The organism is Roseovarius sp. Pro17, from assembly GCF_035599575.1.
Classification (GTDB): domain Bacteria; phylum Pseudomonadota; class Alphaproteobacteria; order Rhodobacterales; family Rhodobacteraceae; genus Roseovarius.
This window is the reverse complement of sequence record NZ_CP141179.1, coordinates 2419521-2443818: the sequence shown is the minus strand read 5'-3', so window position 1 is coordinate 2443818 and position 24298 is coordinate 2419521. Positions and strand designations below refer to the sequence as shown.

The following is a 24298-nucleotide window of genomic DNA, read 5'->3' as shown; positions in this document are numbered from 1 at the left end:
TCCGGCTATGGGGTATGCGGCCCACGCCCGGCGCGGGCCGCATTGGTTGGCCTATTGCTTAGCCGCTTCGACCCACGGGGTCCAAGTGTCTTTGCTCTCTTCGACATAGGCCGCGACGACATCGTCAATCTTTTCGCCGTCCTGATCGATCGCTTTCATCATGCGTTCCTGTTCCGGCGTGTCCATCTGAAACGCCTTGAGGAACTCCCAAGCGGCGGGCCATTTCTCCTCAAAACCGGACCATGCGACCTTCATCGTAACCGGCTGCTCGACGCTGCAATCGCCTGTCGCATCGGGGTTCGGACCCCAGGCTGGATCGGTATCGCACGCAGGCTCGTAGGCGGGTGTTTCGACCCAACCGGCGTCCACTTCGGCGAACACCCAGTGCGGTGCCCAGAACATCATCACCAGCGGCGTCTTGCGCGCGTCTGCTGATTTCAACTCGGCCACCAGCGCGCCTTCGGACCCGGCAGGCACGGCTTTGTAGTCCAGCGCCAAGGCCTCGATCATGTCGGCCGAACGCGTGCCCCAGTCGGCGGGATAGGACAGGATGCGGCCCTGCGGAAACGTCTCGGCAGTGACCAGCGCCTCTTGGCAGGCCTTTAGCGCCTCCCAGTCGGGAAGGCCGGGGCAGGTTTCCTCCATATGCTTGGGATACATCCACCCCTCGCGGGTTTCGAGGCCCAGTGGACCGATATCGACGGTTTTGCCCGCCTCTTTCATCTTGGGATAAATCTCTCCGGCGTTGTTCAGCCACACCTCAAGCGAGGCTGACAGATCGCCATCCCCTAGCGCGGTGAATTGCGGATAGTTTCCGGCGGTCACATATTCGACAGTGTATCCCATACTCTCAAGGATATCGCCCGCGATATGGGTCGAGATATGCTGCCCGGTCCATTCATTGATCGCCAGTTTAATCGGCTCGTCCACCGCGCCCATCTCGGCGGCACTTGCCATGCCGAGTGTTGACGCGCCGGCCAGTAATGCAGCCGAAAGGTTCTGGATCAGTTTCATTTTGTCCTCCTGGTTGGATAGTTCATATTTTCCGGGGCCTGTTGTCGACCCCTTGCCCCTCAGCCGCTCCGATAGGTTCGGATTCGGCGAAAGATGACCATTGGCACCGGCAGTCTAGCGCGCTGTGCGCCATTCGGTTAGTGCCTAAAGGCACCATGACGTTTACCCCTGTGTTGAAATAGTCTGCAATGGTGGCCGGGTCCCGGGCACAACGTTCAAGTCCCTTCAAAAAACGGCCCAAGGGTCGCGGATAAAAACATGCATCCCATCTATGCTCTCTGGTCCCACCCCCGTTCGATGTCGACCGCGATGGAGCGGGTCATGCGCGAGCGCGGCGACCTCGACTGTCATCATGAGCCGTTCATGTATGACTATTACTTGCACAGACAGGTGCGCGAGATGCCGCATTTCGAGGCCGAGGTGGATCGCCCGGTGTCCTATGAGGATGTCCGCGCCATGCTGCTAAAGCAGGCCGAGAGCGGCCCGGTCTTTATCAAGGACATGAGCTATTATGTCATGCCGCGCATCATGGACGATGCGGCGCTGTCCGACCGGCTGGTTAACTGTTTTCTCATCCGTGATCCGGTCGCGTCGATCACGTCCTATTTCAAGCTGGACCCCAACGCGAGCCTAGAGGAAATCGGGCTGGAGGCGCAGGCGCGCCATTTCAAGGCGCTGGCCGATGTGGGCATTGACGCCCCGGTGATCCGGGCCGAGGACGTTCGCCGCGACACCGCAGGGGCCATCGGCGCGCTATGGCGTGCGATCGGCTTGCCGCCCGCCGATCACGCGTTTTCCTGGCAGGACGAACAGCCCGAAGATTGGAAGCAGGTCGGAGAATGGCACGGCAAAGTCAGCGCCTCCAAGGGAATCGCACCCATCACCGACGAAGAGATTGCGGCCCAGAAACGGAACTTTGCCGCGTTGGTCCAACAGCATCCCCGCGCGCAAGAATATCTGGATCACCACCTGCCGCATTACGAAATGCTAAAAGAACACGCCCTCAAAATTTGACACGCAGCCACGGCCCGCCAGAAGGAAAGACAATGCTCCCTCTCACGAACCTCACGCCGATCCCGGAACTTTATGTCAGCCACGAGTCGGCTCAGAAGCTGAAGGTCGAGGCGGCCGATCTGGTCAGCCATGATCTGACGCCACGCCAGATCTGCGATCTGGAGCTGCTGATGAATGGCGGCTTCAACCCGCTCAAGGGGTTCATGAGCGAGGCGGATTACGATGGCGTCGTCGAGGAGATGCGCCTGAGCAGCGGCGCGCTCTGGCCGATGCCGATCACGCTGGACGTGGGCGACACATTCGCCGACGCGCTGGAACTGGGGCAGGATATCGCCCTGCGCGATCAGGAGGGCGTGATCCTCGCCACCATGACCGTCACCGACCGCTGGAGCCCGGACAAATCCAACGAGGCGGCCAAGGTCTTTGGCGCCGATGACAGCGCCCATCCGGCCGTCAACTACCTGCATAACACCGCCGGCGCGGTCTATCTCGGCGGTCCCGTCACCGGCATCCAGCAGCCGGTGCATTATGATTTCCGCGGTCGCCGCGACACCCCGAACGAACTGCGCGCCTACTTTCGCAAGCTGGGCTGGCGCAAGATCGTGGCCTTTCAGACGCGCAACCCGCTGCACCGCGCGCATCAGGAACTGACGTTCCGCGCCGCCAAGGAGGCGCAGGCCAACCTGCTGATCCACCCTGTCGTCGGCATGACAAAGCCGGGCGATGTCGATCACTTTACCCGCGTGCGCTGCTACGAGGCGGTGCTGGACAAATACCCAAGTTCGACCACCACGATGAGCCTGCTCAACCTGGCCATGCGCATGGGCGGCCCGCGCGAGGCGGTCTGGCACGGGCTGATCCGGGCCAATCACGGCTGCACGCATTTCATCGTCGGGCGCGATCACGCCGGCCCCGGCAAGAATTCGGCCGGCGAGGATTTCTACGGCCCCTACGATGCGCAGGACCTGTTCCGCAAGTATCAGGACGAGATCGGCGTCGAAATGCTGGACTTCAAACACATGGTCTATGTGCAGGAGCGCGCCCAATACGAGCCGATGGACGAGATCGAGGACAAGGACGACGTCACGATCCTGAACATCTCCGGGACCGAGCTGCGCCGCCGTCTGCAAGAGGGCCTCGAGATCCCGGAATGGTTCAGCTTTCCCGAAGTGGTCAAGGAGCTGCGCCGCACCCGCCCGCCACGGGCCAATCAGGGATTCACCGTGTTTTTCACCGGCTATTCCGGGTCGGGCAAATCCACCATCGCCAACGCGCTGATGGTCAAGCTGATGGAAATGGGCGGGCGCCCCGTGACGCTGCTGGACGGCGATATCGTGCGCAAGAATCTCTCCTCCGAGCTGGGATTCAGCAAGGAGCACCGCGATCTGAACATTCGCCGCATCGGCTATGTCGCCAGTGAAATCACCAAGAACGGCGGCATCGCCATCTGCGCCCCGATCGCGCCCTATGCCACCACGCGGCGCGCGGTGCGCGAGGACGTCGAAGAGTTCGGCGCGTTCATTGAGGTCCACGTCGCCACCAGCATCGAGGAATGCGAGCGCCGCGACCGCAAGGGCCTCTACAAACTGGCGCGCGCGGGCAAGATCAAGGAGTTCACCGGCATCTCGGACCCCTACGACATTCCCGAAACCCCCGAACTACGCGTCGAGACCGAAAACGTCGACGTCGACAACTGCGCCCATCAGGTCGTGCTGAAACTGGAACAGATGGGGCTGATAAAGGGTTGAGGATGCGCAACCACCCAACTGCCAAAGGATGAACCGATGTCGAATGACACCGCGACCGATACGTTCCTGACCGGCAAGGTCGCCTTCGTCAGCGGGGGGCTGTCCGGTGTGGGACTGGCCATTGCCAAGTCGTTGGCAGTGCATGGCGCGCGCGTTGCCGTCGGCTCACGCAGGGCCGGGCAGGGCGACGGGGCTGACCTTAACCAACAATTCCATGTCGTTGCGCTGGACGTGCAGGACGGCCTCAGCGTGAGCAAGGCGACCGAGAGCGTCGAGGCCAAGCTTGGCCCTGTCGATATCCTTGTGAATGCCGCCGGCATCACCGCCGAGCAGGGCGTTGTCGGCCATTCGGACGCGTTGTGGCACCAGATACTGGACACCAACCTGAGCGGCGCCTTTCGCCTGACCCGGGCGGTTTTGCCGGGCATGATCGGGCGAGGCTGGGGGCGGATCATCAACATCGGCTCGACCGCCGCAACTGTCGGCTGGATGGATAATCCCGCCTATTGCGCGTCCAAGGCAGGCCTTCTGGGCCTGACGCGTTGCGTCGCGCTGGAAGGCGCTCCGCACGGGGTAGGCTGCACCATGATCAGCCCGACATGGGTCGAGACGGATCTGCTGCACTCCAACACCGCCGAAGTGGCCGAGCGCGAAGGCAAGGGCCGCACCAGCGCCGATATCGTTCAGGATATCCGTGCGCAGAACCCGCAGAAACGTATCATTCAGCCCGGCGAAGTGGCCGCTCTGGCCACGTTCCTGTGCCGTGACGAGGCGTTCGGGCTCTCGATGGATAATATCCAGATCACCGGCGGGGCGCTCTGGTAGCAGACGACGACGGTCGAGGGTGGCCGCTGCTCGCGCTCTTTCGCTGGCGATTGTTGGCGTGTTCAGGGTCCACCGTGATGGATAAACCTGGTGGCGCAATGGTCGTGGCAGAGGGCTAACAGCATCATGAGCGGCGGGTGTTTTCAGCGCTACTGGCCTCAGTAGACTTCCTCGTAGCGGCGGCATTGATCTTCGGGGTCGAGACCGGCGACAATCGCCGCCTCGCCCTGCTTATGCTTGACATAGAGATCCGTGAAACCTTCGGGAAACCAGCTGGCTACGGTGTCATTGGCCGCAAAGGCATCAAGCGCCTTTTCCAAGGTCTGTGGCAGGCGCTTGTGACCGCTGGCGGCCAGATCCTGTGGCGAGAGCAGCGATAGATCCTGCTGCATGGCCTCCGGCACGTCCAGCTCTTCTTCGATACCTTGGGCACCGGCATGAACCAGCGCGGCCAGCAGAAGATAGGGGCTGGCGGCGGCGTCGGCGGCGCGGAATTCGAAATGAAATTGGCGCGCGCGGGCAAGGTCGGAAATGTCCGAGACAGGACAGATGCGCAGGGCGGCCTCGCGATCGCGAAAGCCGAGGTTGTTGAACGCCGCGCTCCAGCGATGCGGGGTGAGGCGCAGATAGGACACGACGCTGGGCGCGGTGATGGCGGTGAAAGCGTCGAGATATTTCAGGATACCGGCGACAAATTGCCCGGCGTGGCGTGACAGTTCGTGCTTGCCCTCGGGGTCATGGGTGGCCGGATTGCCGTCGGAATCCATGAGGCTCATGTGGACATGCACGCCGTTGCCGACCGCATCAGGGCTGCGGATCGGCACGAAGGTCGCGCCCTTGCCAAAGCGCGCGGCGACGGCATGAACCAGTTCGCGCAGGATGACGGCCTGATCGGCGATGGCGATGCCTTGGCTGGGGTCCATCGTCACTTCGAACTGGCCCGGACCGAATTCGCGCAGAAAGGTATCAGGCGCGATCCCGTTGTCGCGCATTGCCGCGATCAGCGTCTCGCCGAAGGCGCGCCATTCGCGAAAGCCTGCGGACGAAAAGGCGGTACCGGGACGTGCCTCTTCGCCCCGGATCTGGAATTCGTGCTCGAACGTGCCGTTCAGGGTCAGGCCCGCGACATATTCCAGCCGGGCCAGCGCATCGCGCAGGATCGAGCGGGTGCAAAACTCCCACGGTTTGCCATCGGTATGGCGGATATCGCCCAGCATCAGCACCTCGCTCGGCGCGCCCTCTTCGGGCAGGCGCATCGTCGCGGCGACGTCGGGGATCAACACCAGATCGCCGAACGATCCAAAGGGTGTTTCGGCAATGTTGTCAAAGCATGTGATCTGGACGTTGGTCGGCGTCCAGCCGATGCCGCGTTTCAACCGCTTTTCCAGCTGCGATGCGGGAAAGGATTTGCCGCGCACCTTGCCGGCAATGTCGCATGTGCAAGCCATGATGAGTTCTTCGCGCGTCATGAGGTTTCCTGATCTTTGTTGCTGTCTTTGCCTTGCAGGTCGGCACGTAGCGCGTCCCAGCATTCGATGCGGGTTTCGGTGCTGGTCCAGTCGTGCTCGGACACGGTGACGATCAGCGCCTCGATCAGGGCCAGCGCGGCGGCGGCGGTGTCCCAGGCGGTGCCGATCTCGATGGGAAGTGCGACGACATGGCTGCAATGGCGGGCCGCGGGTGACTGCCATTTATCGGTTATCAGCACGATCTGCGCGCGGCGCTGCGCGTGAATTGCGGCTGCCAGACGCTCGACCGAGGGCTGGTAGCGCCGGAAATCAAACAGGACCACGACATCCCCGCGGCGCATTTCCAGCAACGAATCTGCCCACAGCTCGGGGTCGTCGGCCATATGATGAACGCCCTGCCGGATCTGGCGCAGATGCATAGACAGGAACCGTGCCAGCGTGTCGCTGATCCGCCCGCCGCGCAGAAAAATGCTGCGTCCCGGATCGGCCAGCAACGCCGCGACAGTTCCCAACTGCTGTTGCGTGATGGTTTCGGGCAACCGTCGGGCCAGATCGGCAAATCGCTGGGCGTAGGTCGCCAGAAAGCACGAATCGTCCGCCTCGGCAGACAGGGCCCGCAGATCGCGGGGCGAACGGCTGCTCTCACGTAGCTCCTCGATCAGCCGATGCTGGAACTCGCTGAAACCGGCAAAGCCCAGACGGTTGACGAAACGCGAGATGGATGGAGGGCTGACGCCGGTGGAGTCGGCCAGTTGCTGGATTGGTTGCAAGCCCGCAAACGGATAATCCGCCAGCAGCGCGTTCGCGAGCTTGGTCTGCCCGGCGGTAAGCTCGGATAGGTTTTCGCGCACCGCATCCTGAACCGTCATCGTTATCCCTTCAAAGCATGCACCGCACACAAGCCGCACTGGTCGGCGCGAGTCGGTCCCCATTGGAGCACATGAAATTATTTTCTCAAAGCATAAATATTACTTGCTAAATGATGCCTGATTTTCTTTAATTTCTTTAACGAGGGAGTCTGCCAACCAATATGTCCCAAGCCGTGAACACCGACGCGCCTCTTATGCGCGCGCTACTTGCGCCGGATGATCCGCCTGCGGTGGAGATCGTCAACCGGGATGGTGCGTCCCGCGCCCTGCTGCTGTGCGAGCATGCCGGCCGTGCCGTGCCACGGGGCCTGAACGGGCTGGGGTTGGATGCGGCCGACATGGGCAAACATATCGCATGGGACATCGGGGCCGAGGGCGTGGCGCGGTGTTTGTCTAAGCGGATAAATGCGCCATTGGTGCTCCAGCGATACAGCCGCCTTGTGATCGACACGAACCGGCCGCCGGAGTCGCCAGAGTGCATCCCGGAAACCAGCGATGGCGTCACTATTCCGGGCAACGCTGCATTGGACGACGCGGCGCGCAGGCAGCGCTATGATGAAATTCACAAGCCCTTGCACGACACCGTCGCCGAACTGCTTGACCAGCGCGCCGAGTCGGGTTGCGCGGGCGTTCTGCTGACCATTCACTCTTTCACGCCAGTCTTTGGCGGGCAGAAGCGTGGCATGTCGATTGGCCTCTTGTTCAATCGCGACCGCAGGCTGGCGGACGCGCTAAAGGCAGCGCTGATGCGGGTTGCACCGGATGACGATATCGCGCTCAATGCGCCTTACAGTGTGGACGACGACAGCGACTATGCGATCCCGGTCCATGGTGAGCGGCGCGGGATTCCGCATGTCCTGATTGAGCTGCGCAACGATCTGATCCGCGATGACGCCGGGCAGAATCTTTGGGCGGAACGTCTGAGCGACGCGCTCAGCATTGCATTCGATACCTTGGAGAATTCCCAGTGACCCATCCCCAAACCCGTCAGATTGCACTTGATCCAGACCGCTCGGGCCTGTTGTTCATCGACGTTCAGAACTTTTCGGTGCGCCGCGATGGCGGTGAATTCGCAGAGGTGTCCGACGCGGATATTGCGGGCAAATACGGCCATTACTTTGACCGCATCAAAACCACCGCGATGCCGAACATGCAAAAGTTGCAGAAGGGGTTTCGCGCGGCAGGGATTGAGGTGATGTACACGACGATCGAGTCGCTGACTCTGGACGGGCGCGACCGTAGCCTCGACTATAAAATCACCGGCTTCAACGTGCCGAAGGGATCGCATGACGGCAAGGTCGTGGATGAAATCGCGCCAGAGGGCGACGAGATCGTATTTCCCAAATCGTCGTCATCGGTCTTTGTGTCGACCCATATCGATTATGTGCTGCGCAATCTGGGCATCTGCCAGATCGTGCTGTGTGGCCTTCTGACCGACCAATGCGTCGAGTCGGCCGTGCGCGATGCCTGCGATCTGAACTACCTCGTGACCCTCGTGCCCGACGCCTGCGCGACTTACAGTCAGGAGCGGCACGACAATTCGCTGAAAACCATTGCCGGCTATTGCCGCCAGATGAATACCGACGACCTTCTGGCCGAGATTGCTCGGACCGGATGACTTCGAAGCGCCGCAAAACAGGCGTGCAACCAACTGGAGGAGGAAAACCCATGAGTATCAAGAAAACGGCAGCCGTAATCGCGTCCGGCGCGATAATGACGGCAGGCGCCGCAACGGCGCAGGACGACAAGGAGTTGCTGATTGGCGGCGCGCTGTCACTGACGGGCATTCAGGCGCCGCTGGACACGCCCGGATTTTTGGGTGCCGAAGTGGCCGTGGATTACCTGAACGAGAATGGCGGCATTCTGGGTCGGCAGGTCAAATTCGTGAACATCGACGGCAAGTCCGATCCGGTGACGGTCGGCAACGTCGCGGTCGAGCTGATTGACCGGGGGGCCGAACTGATGGTCGCGCCCTGCGACTTTGACTTTGGCGGACCGGCGGGTCGCGAGGCGCAAGAGGCGGGTATCGTCGGCATTTCGACCTGCGCGTCCGATCCGCTCTATTCCTCGTGGTCGCTGGGCGACAAGCAGTTCACCCTGTCGATGTGGAACACCACGATGGGCGCCGTCGCAGCCGACTTTGCCTGCGAGGAAAAGGGCTGGAAAAAGGCATATGTCGTTACCGATCAGTTCATCGCATATACCAAGTCGCTGTCCAAATATTTCGTTGAGCATTACAAGGATATTGGCTGCGAAGTGATCCTTGAGGACACCTATACAAACGGCGACAATGACTTCTCGGCACAGTTGTCGCGGCTTCAGGCGTTGGATGAGAAACCCGACGTGATCTTCCTGTCGTCCTACGGTCAGGATATTGGCGTCATCATCCGCGCGCTGCGTGAGGCAGGTATCGACGCGCCGGTTCTGGGCGGTGATGCCTATGACGATCCGGCCATGCATGAGGGCCTCGGCGAAAAGCTGGGCAATGACGTCTATTTCGTCACCCACGCCTGGATGGGACCGGAATCGCATGACGAGATGCCGAACTTCATCGAGCTTTACAAAGCCAAGCACGGCGAAGATCCCGAAAGCTCGTTTGTTGCGACCGGCTGGGACACGATTATGCTGATGGCCGCCGCAGTAGAGGCCGCAGGCACCACCGATGGCGCAGCAGTCGCCAAGGCGCTGGAGGAGGGCGAGTTCGATCTGCTGACCGGCAAACTGTCCTATTCTTCGGCCGAAGAAGGCCACGAGCCCGACAAGGCCGCAGTTCTGACCGAGCTGGTCAAGGGCAAGCCCAGCTTCATGGGCTGGCGCCGCCCCGAGACTCTGCCCAAGCCCTGATTGAAGGCATACGGGCGGCGGCCATCAGTCGCCGCCCGATTTCTTTGCAAGGAACGTCAAAGATGCTGGACGATGGAAATTCCCGCCCCCGGCTGGTCGTGAACGATGCCTCGGTCGAGTTCGCCGGTCTCAAGGCGCTCGACAAGGTATCGCTAAGCCTTGAGGCGGGCGAGATCCTGGGCCTGATCGGCCCGAACGGGTCGGGCAAGACGACGACGATCAACGCGATCACCGGGCAAGTGCCGCTGGCAGGCGGCGATGTGCGCATTGGCGAACGGGTCATTTCCGGCCTCAAGCCGCAGAAAATTGCGCTGTTGGGCGTCGCGCGGTCGTTCCAGATCGTGCGGCTGTTCAACAATATGACGGTGCTTGAAAATGTCGAAACGGCAGCGTTGGCGCGCGGCGACAGCCGCCGCGAGGCGCGAGCCAAGGCGCTTGCACTCTTGCACGATTTTGGGCTGGAGCGTCATACCGACCTGCTTTGCAGCACGCTCAGCTACGGTGACAAGCGACGGGTCGAGATCGCGCGCGCATTGGCCGCCGAGCCGTCGTTCCTGTTTCTGGATGAGCCTGCGGCGGGTATGAATCAGGCCGAAACCGACGCGCTGCTGGATATCCTGCGCGCGCTGCCCGCCGAGCGTGGGCTGGGCCTGCTAATCATCGATCATGACATGAGCCTGATCATGAGGCTGTGTGATCGCCTGCAGGTGATCTCATCCGGGCGCACGATAGCCGAGGGATCCGCCGACGAGGTGCGCAAAAACCGTGACGTGATCGAGGCCTATCTAGGAAGCGGCGCAGATGATTGACGTCAAGGATCTCCACGTGCGTTATGGCGCCGTCCATGCCGTGCGCGGTGTGTCGTTCAGCGTCGCCGATGGCGAGTTGGTGACGCTGCTGGGCGCGAACGGCGCGGGCAAATCGTCGTCCATCCTCTGCGTTGCGGGCGCGATCAAGGCCGCAGGCGGCAGCGTCACGCTGGACGGCAAGGACATGACGTCGGCCAGCCCCGAGGCGATGTGCCGCGCAGGCGTGGCGACGGTGCCTGAAACGCGCGATGTTTTTCCCGACCTTACGGTCGATCAGAATCTTACCCTTGGCGCCTATGTGCGCCGCAGCGCGCGCAAGGCTGTGGCCGAGGACCGCGCGCGCATGTTCGAGATGTTTCCGCGCCTCGCTGAGCGGCGCGAGCAGGCGGCAGGCACGCTGTCGGGCGGCGAGCAGCAGATGTTGGTCGTCGCGCGCGCGTTGATGTCGCGCCCCCGCGTGCTGCTGCTGGACGAGCCGTCGCTTGGTCTTGCCCCGGCCATCGTGGATCAGATTTTCGAGATGATCGCCGAGCTGAAGGCGCAAAAGCTGACGATCCTGCTGGTCGAGCAGAACGCGCGCAAGGCGCTACAGGTTGCCGACCGCGCCTATGTGCTGCGCCTTGGCGAAATCGCGGGCAGCGGCACCGCGCAAGAGATCGCGTCGTCGACCGATCTCGATGCACTCTATCTGGGGGGCTGAGGCATGGATTTCGCGATACAGTTCATCATCAACGTGCTTAGCCTCGGTGGGGCCTACGCGCTGATGGCGCTGGGGCTGGTGCTGGTTTACGGCATTCTGAAACTGGTTAACTTCGCATACGGCGAACTGATCATGGTGGCGGGCTATACCATGCATCTGGTGGGCGGCTCGCCCCTGCCGTGGCTGGTGATGGCGGCGGTCGGCGTGGTGATGGCGATGGTCGCCGGACTAGCCACCGACTACGTCGCCTTTCGCCCCGTGCGCGCCAAGTCTGTGACGGCGGTTCTGATCACATCCTTCGCGTTCTCGACCCTGCTCCAGAACGCCGCGCTGCTGTTCATTTCGCCGCGTCCGCGCAGCGTGCCGCTGCCCGAGATATTCTCGCAAAGCGTGATGATCGCAGGCGTGTCGACACCGATGCGCGATATCATCACCATCGTTGCGGCAGTTGTGCTGCTGGGTCTGTTCGCGTGGCTCATGCAGAAGACCGTCCTTGGCATTGCGATGCGCGCGGCGGCGACAAATTTCACCATGGCGCGGATGCTGGGCGTGCCGGCGAACCTCATCATCTCGTCCGCCTTCGCGATCAGCGGGTTCCTTGCAGGTGTGGTTGGCATCCTCTGGATCGGGCGGATCGGCACCGTGGCGCCGGGCATCGGGCTGGAGCCGCTGCTGATCGCTTTTATCGCCTGCGTGATTGGCGGCATGCGGTCGCTGCAGGGCGCAGTTCTGGGCGGTTTCATCCTCGCCTTTATTGACACGACGCTGAACTACACGCTGTCGCAGGATCTGCTGAAGTTCCGCGATGCATTCACCTTTAGCCTCGTTATCCTGATCCTTCTGTGGCGCCCTGATGGGCTTATGAAGGGTCCGGCCAGCGGACAGCGGACCTGAGATCATGCAAAGAAACATCCTGACCCTTTTGATCCTTGGCGCGCTGATCGTGGCGGCGGCGCTGCTGGCGCAATTCATGGGCATCCGCCTCTATGAGAGGATCGCAACGACGATGTTCGTGTCGATGATCCTTGTGCTGGGCCTTCAGGTTTTCATGGGCAATTCGGGCATCCTCTCGTTCGCGCATATCGGCTTCATGGGGGTGGGGGCGTACACTTCTGCGGTCCTGTCGATCCCTGACCGGATGAAGGGCATGGCGCTGCCCGATCTCTATCCGATCCTCGAAAACGTGCAGCTTAGCCCGTACCTCACTATCCTCATCGGCGGGCTGGTGGCGGCGCTGGTGGCGGCGGTGCTGTCCTATCCGCTGATGCGGCTGTCGGATGCGGCTGCGGTCATCACGTCATTCGCGCTGCTGGTCGTGCTGCACACCATCCTGACGCATTGGAGCGCGGTCACCAATGGCCCACGCACCCTGTTTGGCATCCCCGAGGCGACCAGCCTGTGGCTGGCCTGCGGCGCTGCCGTCGCGGCGTTGTTGGGCGCGCTCTTCTTCAAGGAATCGCGCACCGGGCAATTGCTGCGCGCCAGCCGCGATGATGAGGTCGCAGCCGCCGCCATCGGCGTCAAGATCGTCAAGTTGAGATGGCTGGCCTTTATCCTTGCCGCGCTCTTTGCCGGGATCGGCGGCGCGCTTTGGGGGCATTTCGTGACCTCGTTTTCGCCGCGTGCGTTCTACCTCAAGGAAACGTTTCTGATCCTGTCCATGCTGGTGATCGGCGGCGCGAATACCGTGACGGGCGCTGTCATCGGCACGCTGATCGTGACCTTCGCCTATGAGGCGCTGCGCACATTGGAGGCGACGATAAACGAGGCGGGTATCATGGCTGACCAAGTGATCGGCCTGACCGAAATCGTGCTGGCCCTCGCCATGATCGCCGTTCTGTCTCTGCGCCCCGGTGGGCTGTTCCCGGCACGCGAGATCGGGACATTGCTAACTCTGAAACGACGCACTGGAGAAAAACCATGAACTGGAAAACCGCATATCGTTCGTTCTATTACGAAACCGCCGACGCGCCCGAGGATATCGTGCTGGACCCCAAGCGCACCGCGCTGCTGATGATCGACGTGCAAAAAACCTACCTCGAGGACAAGGATACGCCCGAGGAAACCGCCCGTTGGCAGCCATTTTACACCCGGATGAACGACACGGTGATCCCGAACTGCGCCAAGCTGATCGAGAGTTGCCGCGCCAAGGGGATCGAGGTGATCCACGCCCGCATCGCCTGTCACAAGGAGGACGGGCGCGACCGCTCGCTCAGTCAGAAAAAGCCCGGCTTCAACTATCTGCTGTTGCCCAAAAATCTGGAGGAGGCGCAGATCGTCGATGAACTGGCCCCTAAGGGCGACGAAATCACGGTGGAAAAGACGACCGATAGCGCGCTAACCGGCACCAACCTGCGGCTGATCCTGCGCAACATGGACATCACCGATGTCATCGTCGCGGGTATTTTTACCGATCAATGCGTGTCCTCGACCGTGCGCAGCCTTGCGGACGAAAGCTTTGGCGTCGTCGTTGTCGACGATTGCTGCGCCGCCGCCACGATGGAGCTGCACGAGGCTGAGTTGCGCATCATCAATATGATCTATTGCCACGTTGCCAAACGCGGCGAAGTAGAGGGCTTTGTTCAAGGGGCCGCGTGATGGTGGACCTCTATGCGCGCGATGCGGCGGCCTTGTCATGCATGTCGCATCTGCGGTTCTTTCCGCAGGCGGTGACGGGAGGGCAGGGGTGCTGGCTGACATCGGATGACGGGCGCGAGCTGCTGGATTTCTCCGGCTCCTGGGGTGCGGTTGGTCTGGGCCATGCGCACCCTGCGATCCGCGAGGCAGTGACGCGTGCGCTGACTTCGCAGGCGGGGGCAAGCCTGCTATCATCGGCGACTGAGCCTGCGGTCGAGTTGGCCGAACAATTGCTGTCCCTTGTGCCCGAGCGGGCGGGGGGCCGTGTCTGGCTGGGTCATTCCGGTTCGGACGCGAATGAGACGGTCGCGCGCGCTGTGCTGGCGGCGACGGGTCGCTCGCGCATCATTGCCTTTGAGGGCGGCTATCACGGTGGCACGACCGGATCAGTCGCCGTGTCCGGACATCCGGTGCAGGACGCAGTCGCGCGGTTGCCGGGCCTGTCGCTGATCCCGTTTCCGAACCCGTTTCGGGATGGCGGGCCCGAGGCCGCCGCCGAGCGTAGCCTTGGACGCCTGCGCGCGCTGCTGGACGGCGAAATCCCGGCCAGCGACGTCGCCGCGATGTTCATCGAGCCGATCCAGTCGGATGGTGGCATGCTGGTCGCGCCCGACGGGTTCTTTGCTGAGGTTCAGACGCTTTGCCGCCAGCACGGCATCCTTCTGGTCTGTGACGAGGTCAAGGTAGGGCTGGGGCGCACCGGGCTGCTGCATTGTTTCCAGCATCTGGACATCGAGCCGGATATCGTCGTCTTTGGCAAGGCGCTGGGCGGCGGCCTGCCCATATCGGCGGCGGTCGGGCCTGAGGCGGTGATGAACCACGCCTCTGCCTTTTCGTTCCAGACGCTGCATGGCAATCCGGTCTGTGCATCGGCGGCTTTGGCCGTTCTGGACACGATTGAGCGTGAGGGGCTGACTGAAAACGCCGCTGACGTTGGCACCCATCTGGCGAGCGGCCTCAAGCGATTGGCACGGCAGCATCCATGGATCGGCGAGGTGCGCGGCAAAGGTCTGGCACTGGGCGCCGAACTGACAAAGGGCGACGACATGGCACCCGCGTCGCTGGAAACAGCGCTTACGGTCTATCGTGCCCATCAACTGGGGCTGGTACTTTACTATGTCGGCGTCGACTCGAACGTGTTGGAGTTCACTCCGCCACTGACGCTGACCAGGTCCGAGGCAGATCGCGGGCTCTCAATTCTGGATCAGGCGCTGTCGGACGTGGCGCGCGGAGTCATCGGTGCGGACGATATCACCGGGTTCGAGGGCTGGTAGGTTTGCGGCGCGCTTGGGGTCCAGCACGATATCCTCGGGCGCGTCGGGAGTTTCGTAATAGAACGAGCGATATGCGGTTTTCCAACGCATGCTTTTATAGTTGCTCGCGCATCTTTCGCTTTTCGTCTTCGACCTAGGTATAGCGTCCGGCCTCATGAAGCAGAAAATTGCGAAGTGAGACGGCAGCCTTAACCGTTCCCATCGGCAGGGCATTCTTTTCGATATTGTCCATGCCGAAAAAGTTGCTTTTGGGTCCGGTTGAAATCACCAGACGTTCTGCCCAGTTCCGAAATCAGGCTGGGCACAAACGCGTCTGGCCTGATGAAAAATGCGATGTCGGTCCCTACTACCTGAGCATGATTTTACCGCCGTCTGCCATCAGCGTCTGCCCGGTCATGTATTGACTGTCCTCGCCCAGAAGGAACGCAACGACTGGTGCGATATCCTTTTGCGGGTTGCCGAACCGGCCAAGCGGGATACCCTCTGCAACCTCGTCGTATTGGTCGCGGTGGGTTTCTTTCCATTTCGCGACGCCTTCGGTCAGGGCCAGTGGGCACACGATGTTTACGCGAATGCCGTCCTCGGCCCATTCGTTGGCCGCAACACGGCTAAGGCCACGAATTGCCTCTTTGGCCGCTGCATAGCTGGCCTGATTTTTCTGCCCATTCAGGCCCGCGCCGGACCCAAAATTCACGATGGAGCCGCCGTTTTTGGCTAGCTCTGGATGCGCCGCCTTCATGAAATTCAGCGTCCCGTTCAGGCCGGTGCCAATGGACAGCGCCCAGTCATCCTGAGTGAGGTCAAGCAACGGCTTTTGCCTTGAGGCGTGGGCGTTGTTGACCAGACCTGTAAGCTTTCCAAATTTAGAAAGCGCCAGTTCGAGCGCCTCCTTGGCTACAGATTCCTCTGAGATATCGCCTTTCAGAAACGCAATGCGGTCGGGGTTGATTTTGGCGATCTCTTTGCCCGCCTCATCGTTGGTATCGACGGCGACAACCGATGCGCCGCGCTGCACCAGTTCGATAGTGATCGCCCCACCAATGCCAGCCGCGCCGCCTGTAACGATGACAACCTGATTTTTCATTGTGATAGTCCTCTTAAATTATTGCACTCAATCTACGCGGTGCGTGAATTTCGAAGATCGACAACAGTGCATCAATTGGCGTTGATCGCCTGATGCATGCCCTTGGCCCTTCTTGGTCGGGATGCAAAATTTCGCGGTCCATGATTGTGACCTGACCGGCGGCTGGATTTGCTTGCGCTGACTTCAAGCCGTTTCTGTTAACAAAACTCACAGATCAAATCAGAAGTTCCGGCATGCCGGGTTTGCGGCCCGCGCATGGGTCCGTGGGACGGATGGATCTATAGTGGCTGTCACTGTCCGTTCTTGGCAATCGAACGCCCGGTCATCGGGTTCGGTCCGTCTCAGAACATTAGCGGGCCGAAGCCGATGACCAGATAAACCACGATCAGGATGCCGAGATAGGGCAGCACTGCGCGAGCAATCTTTTCTATTGGGAGGTCAGCGGTGGTGGATGCAACAAACAGGTTAATCGCGACGGGCGGCGTAACCATTCCGATGGCGAGTCCAACGACGATGACGATGCCGAAATGCACTGTTCCAAGGCCCAGTTGCAATGCCAGCGGCAGCAGCATCGGCGTCAGGATGACGAGGGCTGAGGCGGTCTCGAGGAAAACGCCAGTGATGAGGATGATCATCATGATGACCAGTAGCAGCATGTAAAGGTTGCTGGTCAGCGACAGCGCATAATCGGCGATGGCGCCGGGCACCTGCCAACTGCTGAGCGCCCAGCTAAGAACGGATGAGGCCGAGATGACGAACATGATGACCGCCGTCGTCACGCCAGCGCGCACGACGATGCGGTAAAGCTGGGTAAAATTCAGGTCGCGGTAGATGAACAGCGACACGAGGATCGCGTAGTTCACCGCGACGACTGCGGCCTCTGAGGGTGTAAAGATGCCGGAAAAGATGCCGCCGAGAATGATCAGCGGCGCGAACAGCCCCCACATCGCCGATAGCAGCGTGCGCCCGATGGTGGCGATATTGAACGGAGTGCCGCGCGGATAGGCGCGCCGATGCCCTTGGATCAGCGCGACGACGATCAGGCCGAGGCCCATCGCGACACCGGGTATAAAGCCGTTGAGAAAAAGTTTGGACACCGATTCCTGCGCGATGACGGCGTAGATGATCATCGGCACCGACGGCGGAATGACAACGCCGATGGTGCCCGATGCCGCGATCAGCGATGCGGCGGCGGCGGGGTCGTATCCCTTGCGCTTGAGTTCGGGCACGAGGCTGGCGCCGACGGCGGCGGTCGTCGCCGCGCCTGAGCCGGATATCGCGGCAAAGAACATGCCCGCGAGCACCGACACGATCGACAACCCGCCCTTGATAAATCCGAACATCGCGTCGGCGAACGCGACGAGGCGTTTCGAAATCTCGCCCTGTGCCATTACGTCGCCCGCCAGCACGAACATCGGCACGGCGACAAGGGCAAAGCTGTTGATGCCTGAAAACATCTGCTGCGGCACGACCATCAGCGGGATGCCGGACAGGCCTAGCGCGCCCGTGGTCGCTGCCCCGATCACAACGGCGATGGGGATGCCCATGAGCAGGAAGAGGATGAACAGACCGGCGAGGACGAGGCTCATGTCAGTCCACCTCTGGCAGGTCGCGCGCCACATCGCGCGGGGCGCGGCCCGCGATCAGGCGGACGAGGTCGATGGCCGACAGCGCGGCCATCAGCCCTGCGGCGAGGGGCATGACGGCATAGACATAGCTCATCGAGACACGCAGCGACGGCGATTTCTGAAAGCTCTGCACGTTCATGTAACGGATGCCGATGATCGTTAGCGCGACCATGAACGCGATGCTGACGAGGATCGCGGCGCCGGTAACAATACGGCGCGGGCCAATCGGCAGGCTGTCGCGCAGCAGCGCAACCGCCAGATGCCGCCCCTGCTGCCACGCCAGCGCGGCGCCCAGAAAGGTGATCCAGATCAGCAGGAAACGCGCGACTTCTTCGGTCCACGATACCGAGGTGAAGAACACGCGCGAGACGATTTGCAGCGTAATGACGCAGGTCAGCCCCGCCATCCCGGCAAAGACGACGGGCCTCAGGACATCGCCCAGAATTCGGTCGATCCGCTCAAGGCCCGCCAGCATCTTACTTCAGCGCGTCTTGGATACGCGGCAGGTAGTCGCCGAACTTCTTGCCGTACTTTTCATAGACCGGCTTTACCGCTTCGGCAAAGACGGTCAGATCTGCGCTGTCGTTGATTATCATGCCGGCATCGCGCAGCTCTTGCAGTTGCTCTTCCTGCTGGCTGGCGTTCAGCGCGCGCTCGTATTCGGCGGCCTCCTGTGCGGCGTCGTCGATGATCGTCTGCGCCTCTTCGCTCAGCTTGTCCCAGACGGGCAGACCCATGACAAAGATCGCCGGCGCATAGGCGTGGCGCGTCATGGTCATATTGGTTTGCGTCTCGTTCAGCTTGAAGGAATGGACGACGTTCACCGGGTTTTCCTGCCCGTCGATTGTGCCCTGCTGCATCGCTGTCAGCGCCTCGGTCCAGGCCATAGGGATGGCGTCGGCGCCCAGTTCGCGGAAGGTGTCGATGTAGACGGGGTTTTCCATCACGCGGATGCGCATTCCGGCCATGTCGGCGGGCGTGTTCACCGCGCGCTCGGAGTTGGTCAGGTTGCGAAAGCCGCGCTCGGCATAGGCCAGACCCTTTAGATTGACCTCCGACAAGCGATCCAGCAGTTCCTGCCCGATCTCGCCGTCCAGCACCTTGTAGGCCGCCTCAGATGACGGAAAAAGGAAAGGCAGTTCGAACACGGCCATGTCTTCGAGAAAGTTTGAAACGGGGCCATTGGTGATCACACCCATGTCGACGGTGCCGATCTGCATCCCCTCCAGCAAAGTGCGCTCGTCGCCCAGGGTGGCGTTGGGAAACACCTCGATTTGGATCGCGCCGTTTGAGCGTTCGGCGACCAGTTCCTTGAACTTGAGGGCGGCGGCGTGGAAACCGTCCTGCTCATTCACGACATGCGCGAGGCGCAGCGTGACCGGTTCAATTTCGGCCGTGGCGGGCAGGGCGACCGCGAGGGCCGTCATCGCCAGAGCGGCGGCTTTGATAAGGGTTTTCATCGTAATCCTCCCAATTGAGCGTGTGACGGGGGCATATGGCGCCAACGGCAGGTCGGATGCAAGGGGATGGCCAAGCCGATATTTTAGAGCCATGCCAAGGAGGTGCGCGACGTGACTGCAATCAACGCAACAGGCGGTTTCGGGCAACGCGACATTGCGTGAACAGGGGCGAATTTTTTGGTGACGACGGCCGATGATGCCCTGCCATGCGCTTAACGCTTGAACGCGGGGCCGTGGCCTGTAATTTGCCGAGTGGACAACAGGAGGCGTCATGGCCGGCATTCCATCCCGCAAACCGACCGAGCGCAAGCGGGGGTCAGGCGTTCAGTTCATCTATGGCGTGCTGCGCGATGAGATCCTCAACCTGACGCTCGCCCCCGGCAGCCCCATCGACGAGGTGCAGTTGTCCGAGAGGCTGTCGATGTCGCGCACGCCCATTCGCGAGGCACTGGTGCGGTTGGCTGCCGAGGGTCTGGTGACGACATTGCCGAACCGCTCGACGGTGGTGGCCAATATCGACTTTCTGAACCTGCATACGTTCTTTGACGCAATCACGCTGATGTACCGCGTCACGACGCGCCTTGCGGCGGAGCATCACACAGACGCGGACCTCGTGACGATCCGCGCGCGGCAGGACGAATTCGCGCAGGCCGTCGCGGCGCAAGATGCGCTGGCGATGATCGGCACCAATCGCGAATTCCACGCGGCCATCGCCGCTGCCGGGCGCAACCCCTATTACGAGAGTCTGTTTCTGCGCCTGTTGGACGAAGGGCGGCGGTTGTTGCGTCTCTACTATTCTTCCTTCGATGACCAGTTACCCGAACGCTACGTGACCGAGCATGAGGAAATCATCACGGCGATCGAGGCGGGCGACATTGAAGCCTGCGACCGTCTGGCCAAGGGCCATGCCGACCAGATCACCGCGCAGATCCGAAAAATGATCGCAATGGACCGGCGGCAGAATATCACTCTGTGAGATGAGAACGGGCTGTGACCGCGTAGCCTGATTGCGCGCCATAATTTGTGTCGACAAAAAATATACAAGTGGTATCTTTGGGTCGATTCCACATCCCGCGCGCAGTCAGTCCGCGGCTCAGCCTGATCCAGACCCAGAAGGAGACCACCATGACCGCCAGCATTTTCTCGGGCACCATTCCCGCCCTGATGACGCCTTGCAAGGCCGACCGCAGCCCGGATTTCGATGCGCTGGTGCGCAAGGGACGCGAGCTTATTGATCTGGGAATGCGCGCTGTCGTCTATTGCGGCTCGATGGGCGATTGGCCCCTGCTGACGGATGAGCAGCGCATGGAGGGCGTGCAGCGTCTGGTCGAGGCGGGCGTGCCTGTTATCGTCGGCACCGGCGCCGTCAACACGGCCAAGGCGGTGGAACATGCAGCGCATGCGCAAAAGGTCGGCGCGCACGGCCTGATGGTCATCCCGCGCGTTCTGTCACGCGGCAACTCGCCAACCGCGCAGCGCAACCACTTCAAGGCGATCCTCGCCGCCGCGCCTAACCTGCCTGCGGTCATCTACAACAGCCCCTATTACGGTTTCGCCACCCGCGCCGATCTGTTCTTTGCGCTGCGCGCCGAGCACAAGAACCTCGTCGGGTTCAAGGAATTCGGCGGCGCCGCCGATCTGACCTATGCCGCCGAGAGCATCACCAGCGGGGATGACGACATCCTGCTGATGATCGGTGTCGACACGACCGTTTTCCACGGTTTCGTCAATTGCGGCGCGGCGGGCGCGATTACCGGCATCGGTAACGTGCTGCCAAAGGAGGTTCTGCACCTCGTCGCTCTCAGCGAGGCCGCTGCAACGGGCGACATTGACGCACGCCAGCGCGCGCAGGAACTGGACGCCGCATTGGCGGTCCTATCGTCCTTTGACGAAGGCCCTGATCTGGTGCTCTATTACAAGCATATGATGGTCCTGAACGGCGACAAAGAATACACGCTGCACTTTAACTCAGACGACGCGCTCAGCGACAGCCAGCGCGGCTATGCCGAGGCGCAGCTCAAGCTGTTCCGCACATGGTATTCCGAGTGGAGCCGTCAGCCCGGTGCCGTCAGCAAATACGCCGCCTAATCCGGCCCGCAGTTAAAGTGTCACGGCCCTTCCGGCGACGGGAGGGCCGTGTTGCGTTTTACTCGACGGCGTCCAGACCATGCTGTTGCAATTGATCAAGCCGTGCCATTTCCTCGCCGCTCAGCGTGATGCCGTCCGCCATCGCCGCCTTGCGCGCAGCAAAGCGCCGCTGTGAGGGCAGGCGCGCGCCTTGGCCGAGGATGGCCTCGAACAGCGTTTCGGCCCGCGCCATCGGATCGCCGTCGCGCCCGGCGGCAAAGCGTGTGGGATCGAACGCGAGGATCAACTCGCCATGACCGGGCAGCAAGGCAAAGCTGCCGAGCCGGTCCAGCGCATCGCGGCTGGTCAGATCGCCGATCATCACACCTGCCAGCAATTCAATCATCGTCGCGATCGCCGATCCCTTGTGCCCGCCAAAAGGCAGCATCGCGCCGTCCAGCGCCGCTGCTGCATCGGTTGTGGGCGCGCCGCTGGAATCAACGGCCCAGCCTTCGGGCAGGGGGGTGCCGGCGCGCCGGTGCAGCTCAATCTCGCCGCGCGCGGCGACGCTGGTGGCAAAGTCGAACACATAAGGGTCGGTCTGCTCGCGCGGCCAACCGAAGGCGAACGGGTTGGTGCCCATCAGCGGCTCATGCCCGCCCGAGGGCGCCACGCTGGAGTAGCTGGGGCACATCGCCATCGCGGCAAGGCCGTGCCCGGTGATCGCCTCGATTTCGGGCCAGAGGGCGGCGAAATGCGTGCAGTCGTTGATGACCAGCGCGGCGAGGCCCAGCTGTTTCGCGCGCTCGGCCAGCACCGGCGCGCCCAACTCGAACGCGGCATTGGAAAACCCGCCGTTTGCCGCGACGCGCACAATTGCCCCGTCCTCGGGCGCCAGCTCAGGCACCGCGTCCAGCGTGACCATGCCCGCCTTCATTGTGCGCAGGCAGCCGTCGATGCGATAGATGCCATGCGATTTGCACGCGTCCCGCTCACCCGCCGCGATAGTGCGCGCCACGGCGTCCGCCTGTTGCGGCACAAGGCCCGCGTTCTGGAAAATCTGCGAAACACGCGCGCTCAGCTCTGCAAATGTCAGGATGGTGTCGGTCATGGAGGGCCTCATTCACTGCGATGGTTGTTTTCTTGCATACACACTGTATGCATATAGATATCAAAGCAAGGGGGCCACCGCCTGCCCTGCCATTCGGATTCAAGGAGTATGATATGTCTTTCACCCCTCACGGAAAACACCTGATCGCAGGCGACTGGGTTGCAAGCGACGCTACCTTTAAATCGTCACCCGCCCACGGCGCGGCACATGAGTATTCTGTCGGCACGCCCGATCTGGTCGACCGCGCGGCCAAGGCCGCCGAGGATGCGTTCGACGCCTATGCCGCGACGACGCGCGCCGCCCGCGCCGAATTCCTTGACGCTATCGCAGAAGAGATCGAAGCGCGCGGTGCGCAGATTACCGAGATCGGCACGCAGGAAACCGGCCTACCCGAGGGGCGGCTGGAGGGCGAGCGGGGCCGCACCGCTGGCCAGATGCGCCTCTTTGCCAACCATATCCGCGAGGGAGCTTATCTGGACCGCCGCCATGATGTCGCGATGCCGGACCGCGCGCCCGCGCCGCGTCCCGATCTGGTGATGATGCAGCGCCCCATCGGCCCGGTTGCCGTCTTTGGCGCGTCGAACTTCCCGCTGGCCTTTTCGGTAGCTGGCGGTGACACGGCCGCCGCGCTGGCCGCCGGCTGTCCGGTGGTGGTCAAGGGCCATTCCGCCCATCCCGGCACGGGCGAAATCGTCGCCGAAGCGATCAAGGCTGCGGTCGAGCGCACAGGTATGCCGGCTGGCGTTTTTTCCCTCATCCAAGGCGGTGATCGCAAGGTTGGGCAGGCCATCGTGCAGCACCCGCTGATCAAGGCCGTCGGCTTTACCGGTAGCCTCGCGGGCGGTCGTGCGCTGTTTGATCTGTGCGCGCAGCGTCCCGAGCCGATCCCGTTCTTTGGTGAGTTGGGGTCGGTCAACCCGATGTTCGTGCTGGATCAGGCCGCCGAGGCGCGCGCCGAGGAAATGGGGGCAGGCTGGGCCGGATCTCTGGTGATGGGGGCAGGGCAGTTCTGCACGAATCCCGGCATCGCTGTGATCAATGATGGAGATGCAGCAGACCGCTTTGTCGCTGCTGCCGCCGAAGCGCTGGAGGGCGTCGCGCCACAGGTCATGCTGACCGACGGCATCGCCGAGGCCTATGGCGACGGTCGTGCCCGCATCGCCGGCGCGCAGGATGTGCAGCCGGTCAAGGTGGCCGAGGCCGAGGGCCGCAGCGCCGCGCCCGCGCTATACCAGACCAGTGCGCAGGCGTTTCTGGCTAACCCGGATTTGCATCACGAGGTCTTTGGCCCTCTGGGACTGGTCGTGCGGGCGTCGTCGCAGGACGAGGCGTTGCAAATCGCGCGCGGGTTGGAGGGGCAGTTGACCGTAACGCTGCACATGGATGACGGCGACATGGACGCCGCGCGCGCCCTGCGCCCGGTGCTGGAACGCAAGGCCGGGCGCCTGTTGGTCAACGGCTTTCCCACCGGGGTCGAGGTGGTCGATTCGATGGTGCATGGCGGGCCATATCCGGCCAGCACAAATTTTGGCGCGACCAGTGTCGGCACCTTGTCGATCCGCCGCTTCCTGCGCCCGGTTTGCTATCAGAACATGCCAGCAGGATTGCTGCCCGAGAGCGCCGAGGGCTGATCGCCCATCAGGCACCGATTCTATCCCGGCAGACGCGGCGCGCATCCCCATGCGCGCCGTTTTCCGTTGGCGCGCCCTTGGTCAGAGGCTAGTGATAACAACGGCTTATATCGT

The 24298-nt window shown here is 62.0% G+C and carries 23 protein-coding genes; 15 read left to right on the top strand and 8 right to left on the bottom strand.

Annotated elements, in window-relative coordinates:
• Positions 1–51: 51 nt before the first annotated feature.
• Complete coding sequence (locus U3654_RS11885; RefSeq protein WP_324751763.1) at positions 52–1014, bottom strand: ABC transporter substrate-binding protein; 963 nt, start codon at positions 1012–1014, stop codon at positions 52–54.
• A 258-nt stretch (positions 1015–1272) separates the two neighbouring features.
• Between U3654_RS11885 and U3654_RS11880 the strand changes: the two genes are divergently transcribed.
• Genes U3654_RS11880 through U3654_RS11870 form a run of 3 tightly spaced genes read left to right on the top strand, consistent with a single transcriptional unit; the run spans position 1273 to position 4601 of the window.
• Entirely contained in the window at positions 1273–2028 is a 756-nt protein-coding gene (locus U3654_RS11880) for a hypothetical protein (protein WP_324751762.1), read from the top strand.
• 32 nt (positions 2029–2060) lie between these two features.
• The gene (locus U3654_RS11875) at positions 2061–3776 is read left to right on the top strand and encodes a bifunctional sulfate adenylyltransferase/adenylylsulfate kinase (RefSeq protein ID WP_324751761.1); all 1716 of its coding nucleotides are present in this window, start codon (positions 2061–2063) and stop codon (positions 3774–3776) included.
• A 36-nt stretch (positions 3777–3812) separates the two neighbouring features.
• On the top strand, positions 3813–4601 hold the full coding sequence (locus tag U3654_RS11870; protein ID WP_324751760.1) for an SDR family NAD(P)-dependent oxidoreductase: 789 nt from the start codon (positions 3813–3815) through the stop codon (positions 4599–4601).
• Positions 4602–4759: 158 nt separating this feature from the next.
• Here U3654_RS11870 and U3654_RS11865 read toward each other — a convergent pair whose 3' ends face one another.
• Together U3654_RS11865 and U3654_RS11860 are read right to left on the bottom strand one after the other, a co-directional pair.
• On the bottom strand, positions 4760–6070 hold the full coding sequence (locus U3654_RS11865; RefSeq protein WP_324751759.1) for a glutamine synthetase family protein: 1311 nt from the start codon (positions 6068–6070) through the stop codon (positions 4760–4762).
• Entirely contained in the window at positions 6067–6939 is an 873-nt protein-coding gene (locus U3654_RS11860; RefSeq protein ID WP_324751758.1) for a MurR/RpiR family transcriptional regulator, read from the bottom strand. Before U3654_RS11860 ends, U3654_RS11865 begins: the two co-directional genes overlap by 4 nt.
• 161 nt (positions 6940–7100) lie before the next feature.
• On the opposite strand from U3654_RS11860, the gene U3654_RS11855 reads away from it, so the two are divergent.
• From U3654_RS11855 to U3654_RS11815, 9 genes are all read left to right on the top strand, one after another.
• Positions 7101–7910: an N-formylglutamate amidohydrolase gene (locus U3654_RS11855; RefSeq protein WP_324751756.1), complete on the top strand. Its 810-nt coding sequence runs from the start codon at positions 7101–7103 to the stop codon at positions 7908–7910.
• Positions 7907–8557, top strand: coding sequence for an isochorismatase family cysteine hydrolase (locus U3654_RS11850; RefSeq protein WP_324751755.1), 651 nt, complete (start codon positions 7907–7909; stop codon positions 8555–8557). Before U3654_RS11855 ends, U3654_RS11850 begins: the two co-directional genes overlap by 4 nt.
• A 50-nt stretch (positions 8558–8607) precedes the next feature.
• Complete coding sequence (locus U3654_RS11845; RefSeq protein WP_324751754.1) at positions 8608–9783, top strand: ABC transporter substrate-binding protein; 1176 nt, start codon at positions 8608–8610, stop codon at positions 9781–9783.
• A gap of 62 nt (positions 9784–9845) precedes the next feature.
• Positions 9846–10592 (top strand): ABC transporter ATP-binding protein, encoded by a 747-nt coding sequence (locus U3654_RS11840; RefSeq protein WP_324751753.1) that lies wholly within the window; start codon positions 9846–9848, stop codon positions 10590–10592.
• The gene (locus U3654_RS11835; RefSeq protein WP_324751752.1) at positions 10585–11292 is read left to right on the top strand and encodes an ABC transporter ATP-binding protein; all 708 of its coding nucleotides are present in this window, start codon (positions 10585–10587) and stop codon (positions 11290–11292) included. The genes U3654_RS11840 and U3654_RS11835 overlap by 8 nt, the downstream gene beginning before the upstream one ends.
• Before the next feature lie 3 nt (positions 11293–11295).
• The gene (locus U3654_RS11830; RefSeq protein ID WP_324751751.1) at positions 11296–12186 is read left to right on the top strand and encodes a branched-chain amino acid ABC transporter permease; all 891 of its coding nucleotides are present in this window, start codon (positions 11296–11298) and stop codon (positions 12184–12186) included.
• A 4-nt stretch (positions 12187–12190) separates the two neighbouring features.
• Positions 12191–13216, top strand: a complete 1026-nt coding sequence (locus tag U3654_RS11825) for a branched-chain amino acid ABC transporter permease (protein ID WP_324751750.1) — start codon at positions 12191–12193, stop codon at positions 13214–13216.
• Positions 13213–13890 carry an isochorismatase family cysteine hydrolase gene (locus U3654_RS11820; RefSeq protein WP_324751749.1) on the top strand — a complete coding sequence of 226 codons (678 nt, stop codon included), beginning with the start codon at positions 13213–13215 and terminating at the stop codon, positions 13888–13890. Before U3654_RS11825 ends, U3654_RS11820 begins: the two co-directional genes overlap by 4 nt.
• Entirely contained in the window at positions 13890–15203 is a 1314-nt protein-coding gene (locus tag U3654_RS11815) for an aspartate aminotransferase family protein (protein WP_324751748.1), read from the top strand. The genes U3654_RS11820 and U3654_RS11815 overlap by 1 nt, the downstream gene beginning before the upstream one ends.
• Before the next feature lie 346 nt (positions 15204–15549).
• Here U3654_RS11815 and U3654_RS11810 read toward each other — a convergent pair whose 3' ends face one another.
• The 4 genes from U3654_RS11810 to U3654_RS11795 all read right to left on the bottom strand — a co-directional run bounded on the left by U3654_RS11810 (position 15550) and on the right by U3654_RS11795 (position 19375).
• The gene (locus U3654_RS11810; RefSeq protein ID WP_324751747.1) at positions 15550–16287 is read right to left on the bottom strand and encodes an SDR family oxidoreductase; all 738 of its coding nucleotides are present in this window, start codon (positions 16285–16287) and stop codon (positions 15550–15552) included.
• Positions 16288–16628: 341 nt separating this feature from the next.
• Positions 16629–17876, bottom strand: coding sequence for a TRAP transporter large permease (locus U3654_RS11805; protein ID WP_324751746.1), 1248 nt, complete (start codon positions 17874–17876; stop codon positions 16629–16631).
• A gap of 1 nt (position 17877) precedes the next feature.
• Complete coding sequence (locus tag U3654_RS11800) at positions 17878–18390, bottom strand: TRAP transporter small permease (protein WP_324751745.1); 513 nt, start codon at positions 18388–18390, stop codon at positions 17878–17880.
• Position 18391: 1 nt separating this feature from the next.
• Positions 18392–19375 carry a TRAP transporter substrate-binding protein gene (locus U3654_RS11795; RefSeq protein ID WP_324751744.1) on the bottom strand — a complete coding sequence of 328 codons (984 nt, stop codon included), beginning with the start codon at positions 19373–19375 and terminating at the stop codon, positions 18392–18394.
• Positions 19376–19646: 271 nt separating this feature from the next.
• On the opposite strand from U3654_RS11795, the gene U3654_RS11790 reads away from it, so the two are divergent.
• Together U3654_RS11790 and U3654_RS11785 are read left to right on the top strand one after the other, a co-directional pair.
• Positions 19647–20351 carry a GntR family transcriptional regulator gene (locus U3654_RS11790; RefSeq protein WP_324751743.1) on the top strand — a complete coding sequence of 235 codons (705 nt, stop codon included), beginning with the start codon at positions 19647–19649 and terminating at the stop codon, positions 20349–20351.
• Positions 20352–20500: 149 nt separating this feature from the next.
• Positions 20501–21463, top strand: coding sequence for a dihydrodipicolinate synthase family protein (locus tag U3654_RS11785; protein WP_324751742.1), 963 nt, complete (start codon positions 20501–20503; stop codon positions 21461–21463).
• Positions 21464–21521: 58 nt separating this feature from the next.
• Here U3654_RS11785 and U3654_RS11780 read toward each other — a convergent pair whose 3' ends face one another.
• Positions 21522–22553: an Ldh family oxidoreductase gene (locus tag U3654_RS11780; RefSeq protein WP_324751741.1), complete on the bottom strand. Its 1032-nt coding sequence runs from the start codon at positions 22551–22553 to the stop codon at positions 21522–21524.
• A 113-nt stretch (positions 22554–22666) separates the two neighbouring features.
• On the opposite strand from U3654_RS11780, the gene U3654_RS11775 reads away from it, so the two are divergent.
• Positions 22667–24184, top strand: coding sequence for an aldehyde dehydrogenase (NADP(+)) (locus U3654_RS11775; protein ID WP_324751740.1), 1518 nt, complete (start codon positions 22667–22669; stop codon positions 24182–24184).
• Positions 24185–24298: the final 114 nt, after the last annotated feature.

Coding starts and splice junctions, on each gene's coding strand:
- U3654_RS11885 (WP_324751763.1), bottom strand. CDS start 1,014: ATGAAACTGATCCAGAACCTTTCGGCTGCATTACTGGCCGGCGCGTCA.
- U3654_RS11880 (WP_324751762.1), top strand. CDS start 1,273: ATGCATCCCATCTATGCTCTCTGGTCCCACCCCCGTTCGATGTCGACC.
- U3654_RS11875 (WP_324751761.1), top strand. CDS start 2,061: ATGCTCCCTCTCACGAACCTCACGCCGATCCCGGAACTTTATGTCAGC.
- U3654_RS11870 (WP_324751760.1), top strand. CDS start 3,813: ATGTCGAATGACACCGCGACCGATACGTTCCTGACCGGCAAGGTCGCC.
- U3654_RS11865 (WP_324751759.1), bottom strand. CDS start 6,070: ATGACGCGCGAAGAACTCATCATGGCTTGCACATGCGACATTGCCGGC.
- U3654_RS11860 (WP_324751758.1), bottom strand. CDS start 6,939: ATGACGGTTCAGGATGCGGTGCGCGAAAACCTATCCGAGCTTACCGCC.
- U3654_RS11855 (WP_324751756.1), top strand. CDS start 7,101: ATGTCCCAAGCCGTGAACACCGACGCGCCTCTTATGCGCGCGCTACTT.
- U3654_RS11845 (WP_324751754.1), top strand. CDS start 8,608: ATGAGTATCAAGAAAACGGCAGCCGTAATCGCGTCCGGCGCGATAATG.
- U3654_RS11840 (WP_324751753.1), top strand. CDS start 9,846: ATGCTGGACGATGGAAATTCCCGCCCCCGGCTGGTCGTGAACGATGCC.
- U3654_RS11835 (WP_324751752.1), top strand. CDS start 10,585: ATGATTGACGTCAAGGATCTCCACGTGCGTTATGGCGCCGTCCATGCC.
- U3654_RS11830 (WP_324751751.1), top strand. CDS start 11,296: ATGGATTTCGCGATACAGTTCATCATCAACGTGCTTAGCCTCGGTGGG.
- U3654_RS11825 (WP_324751750.1), top strand. CDS start 12,191: ATGCAAAGAAACATCCTGACCCTTTTGATCCTTGGCGCGCTGATCGTG.
- U3654_RS11820 (WP_324751749.1), top strand. CDS start 13,213: ATGAACTGGAAAACCGCATATCGTTCGTTCTATTACGAAACCGCCGAC.
- U3654_RS11815 (WP_324751748.1), top strand. CDS start 13,890: ATGGTGGACCTCTATGCGCGCGATGCGGCGGCCTTGTCATGCATGTCG.
- U3654_RS11810 (WP_324751747.1), bottom strand. CDS start 16,287: ATGAAAAATCAGGTTGTCATCGTTACAGGCGGCGCGGCTGGCATTGGT.
- U3654_RS11805 (WP_324751746.1), bottom strand. CDS start 17,876: ATGAGCCTCGTCCTCGCCGGTCTGTTCATCCTCTTCCTGCTCATGGGC.
- U3654_RS11800 (WP_324751745.1), bottom strand. CDS start 18,390: ATGCTGGCGGGCCTTGAGCGGATCGACCGAATTCTGGGCGATGTCCTG.
- U3654_RS11795 (WP_324751744.1), bottom strand. CDS start 19,375: ATGAAAACCCTTATCAAAGCCGCCGCTCTGGCGATGACGGCCCTCGCG.
- U3654_RS11790 (WP_324751743.1), top strand. CDS start 19,647: ATGGCCGGCATTCCATCCCGCAAACCGACCGAGCGCAAGCGGGGGTCA.
- U3654_RS11785 (WP_324751742.1), top strand. CDS start 20,501: ATGACCGCCAGCATTTTCTCGGGCACCATTCCCGCCCTGATGACGCCT.
- U3654_RS11780 (WP_324751741.1), bottom strand. CDS start 22,553: ATGACCGACACCATCCTGACATTTGCAGAGCTGAGCGCGCGTGTTTCG.
- U3654_RS11775 (WP_324751740.1), top strand. CDS start 22,667: ATGTCTTTCACCCCTCACGGAAAACACCTGATCGCAGGCGACTGGGTT.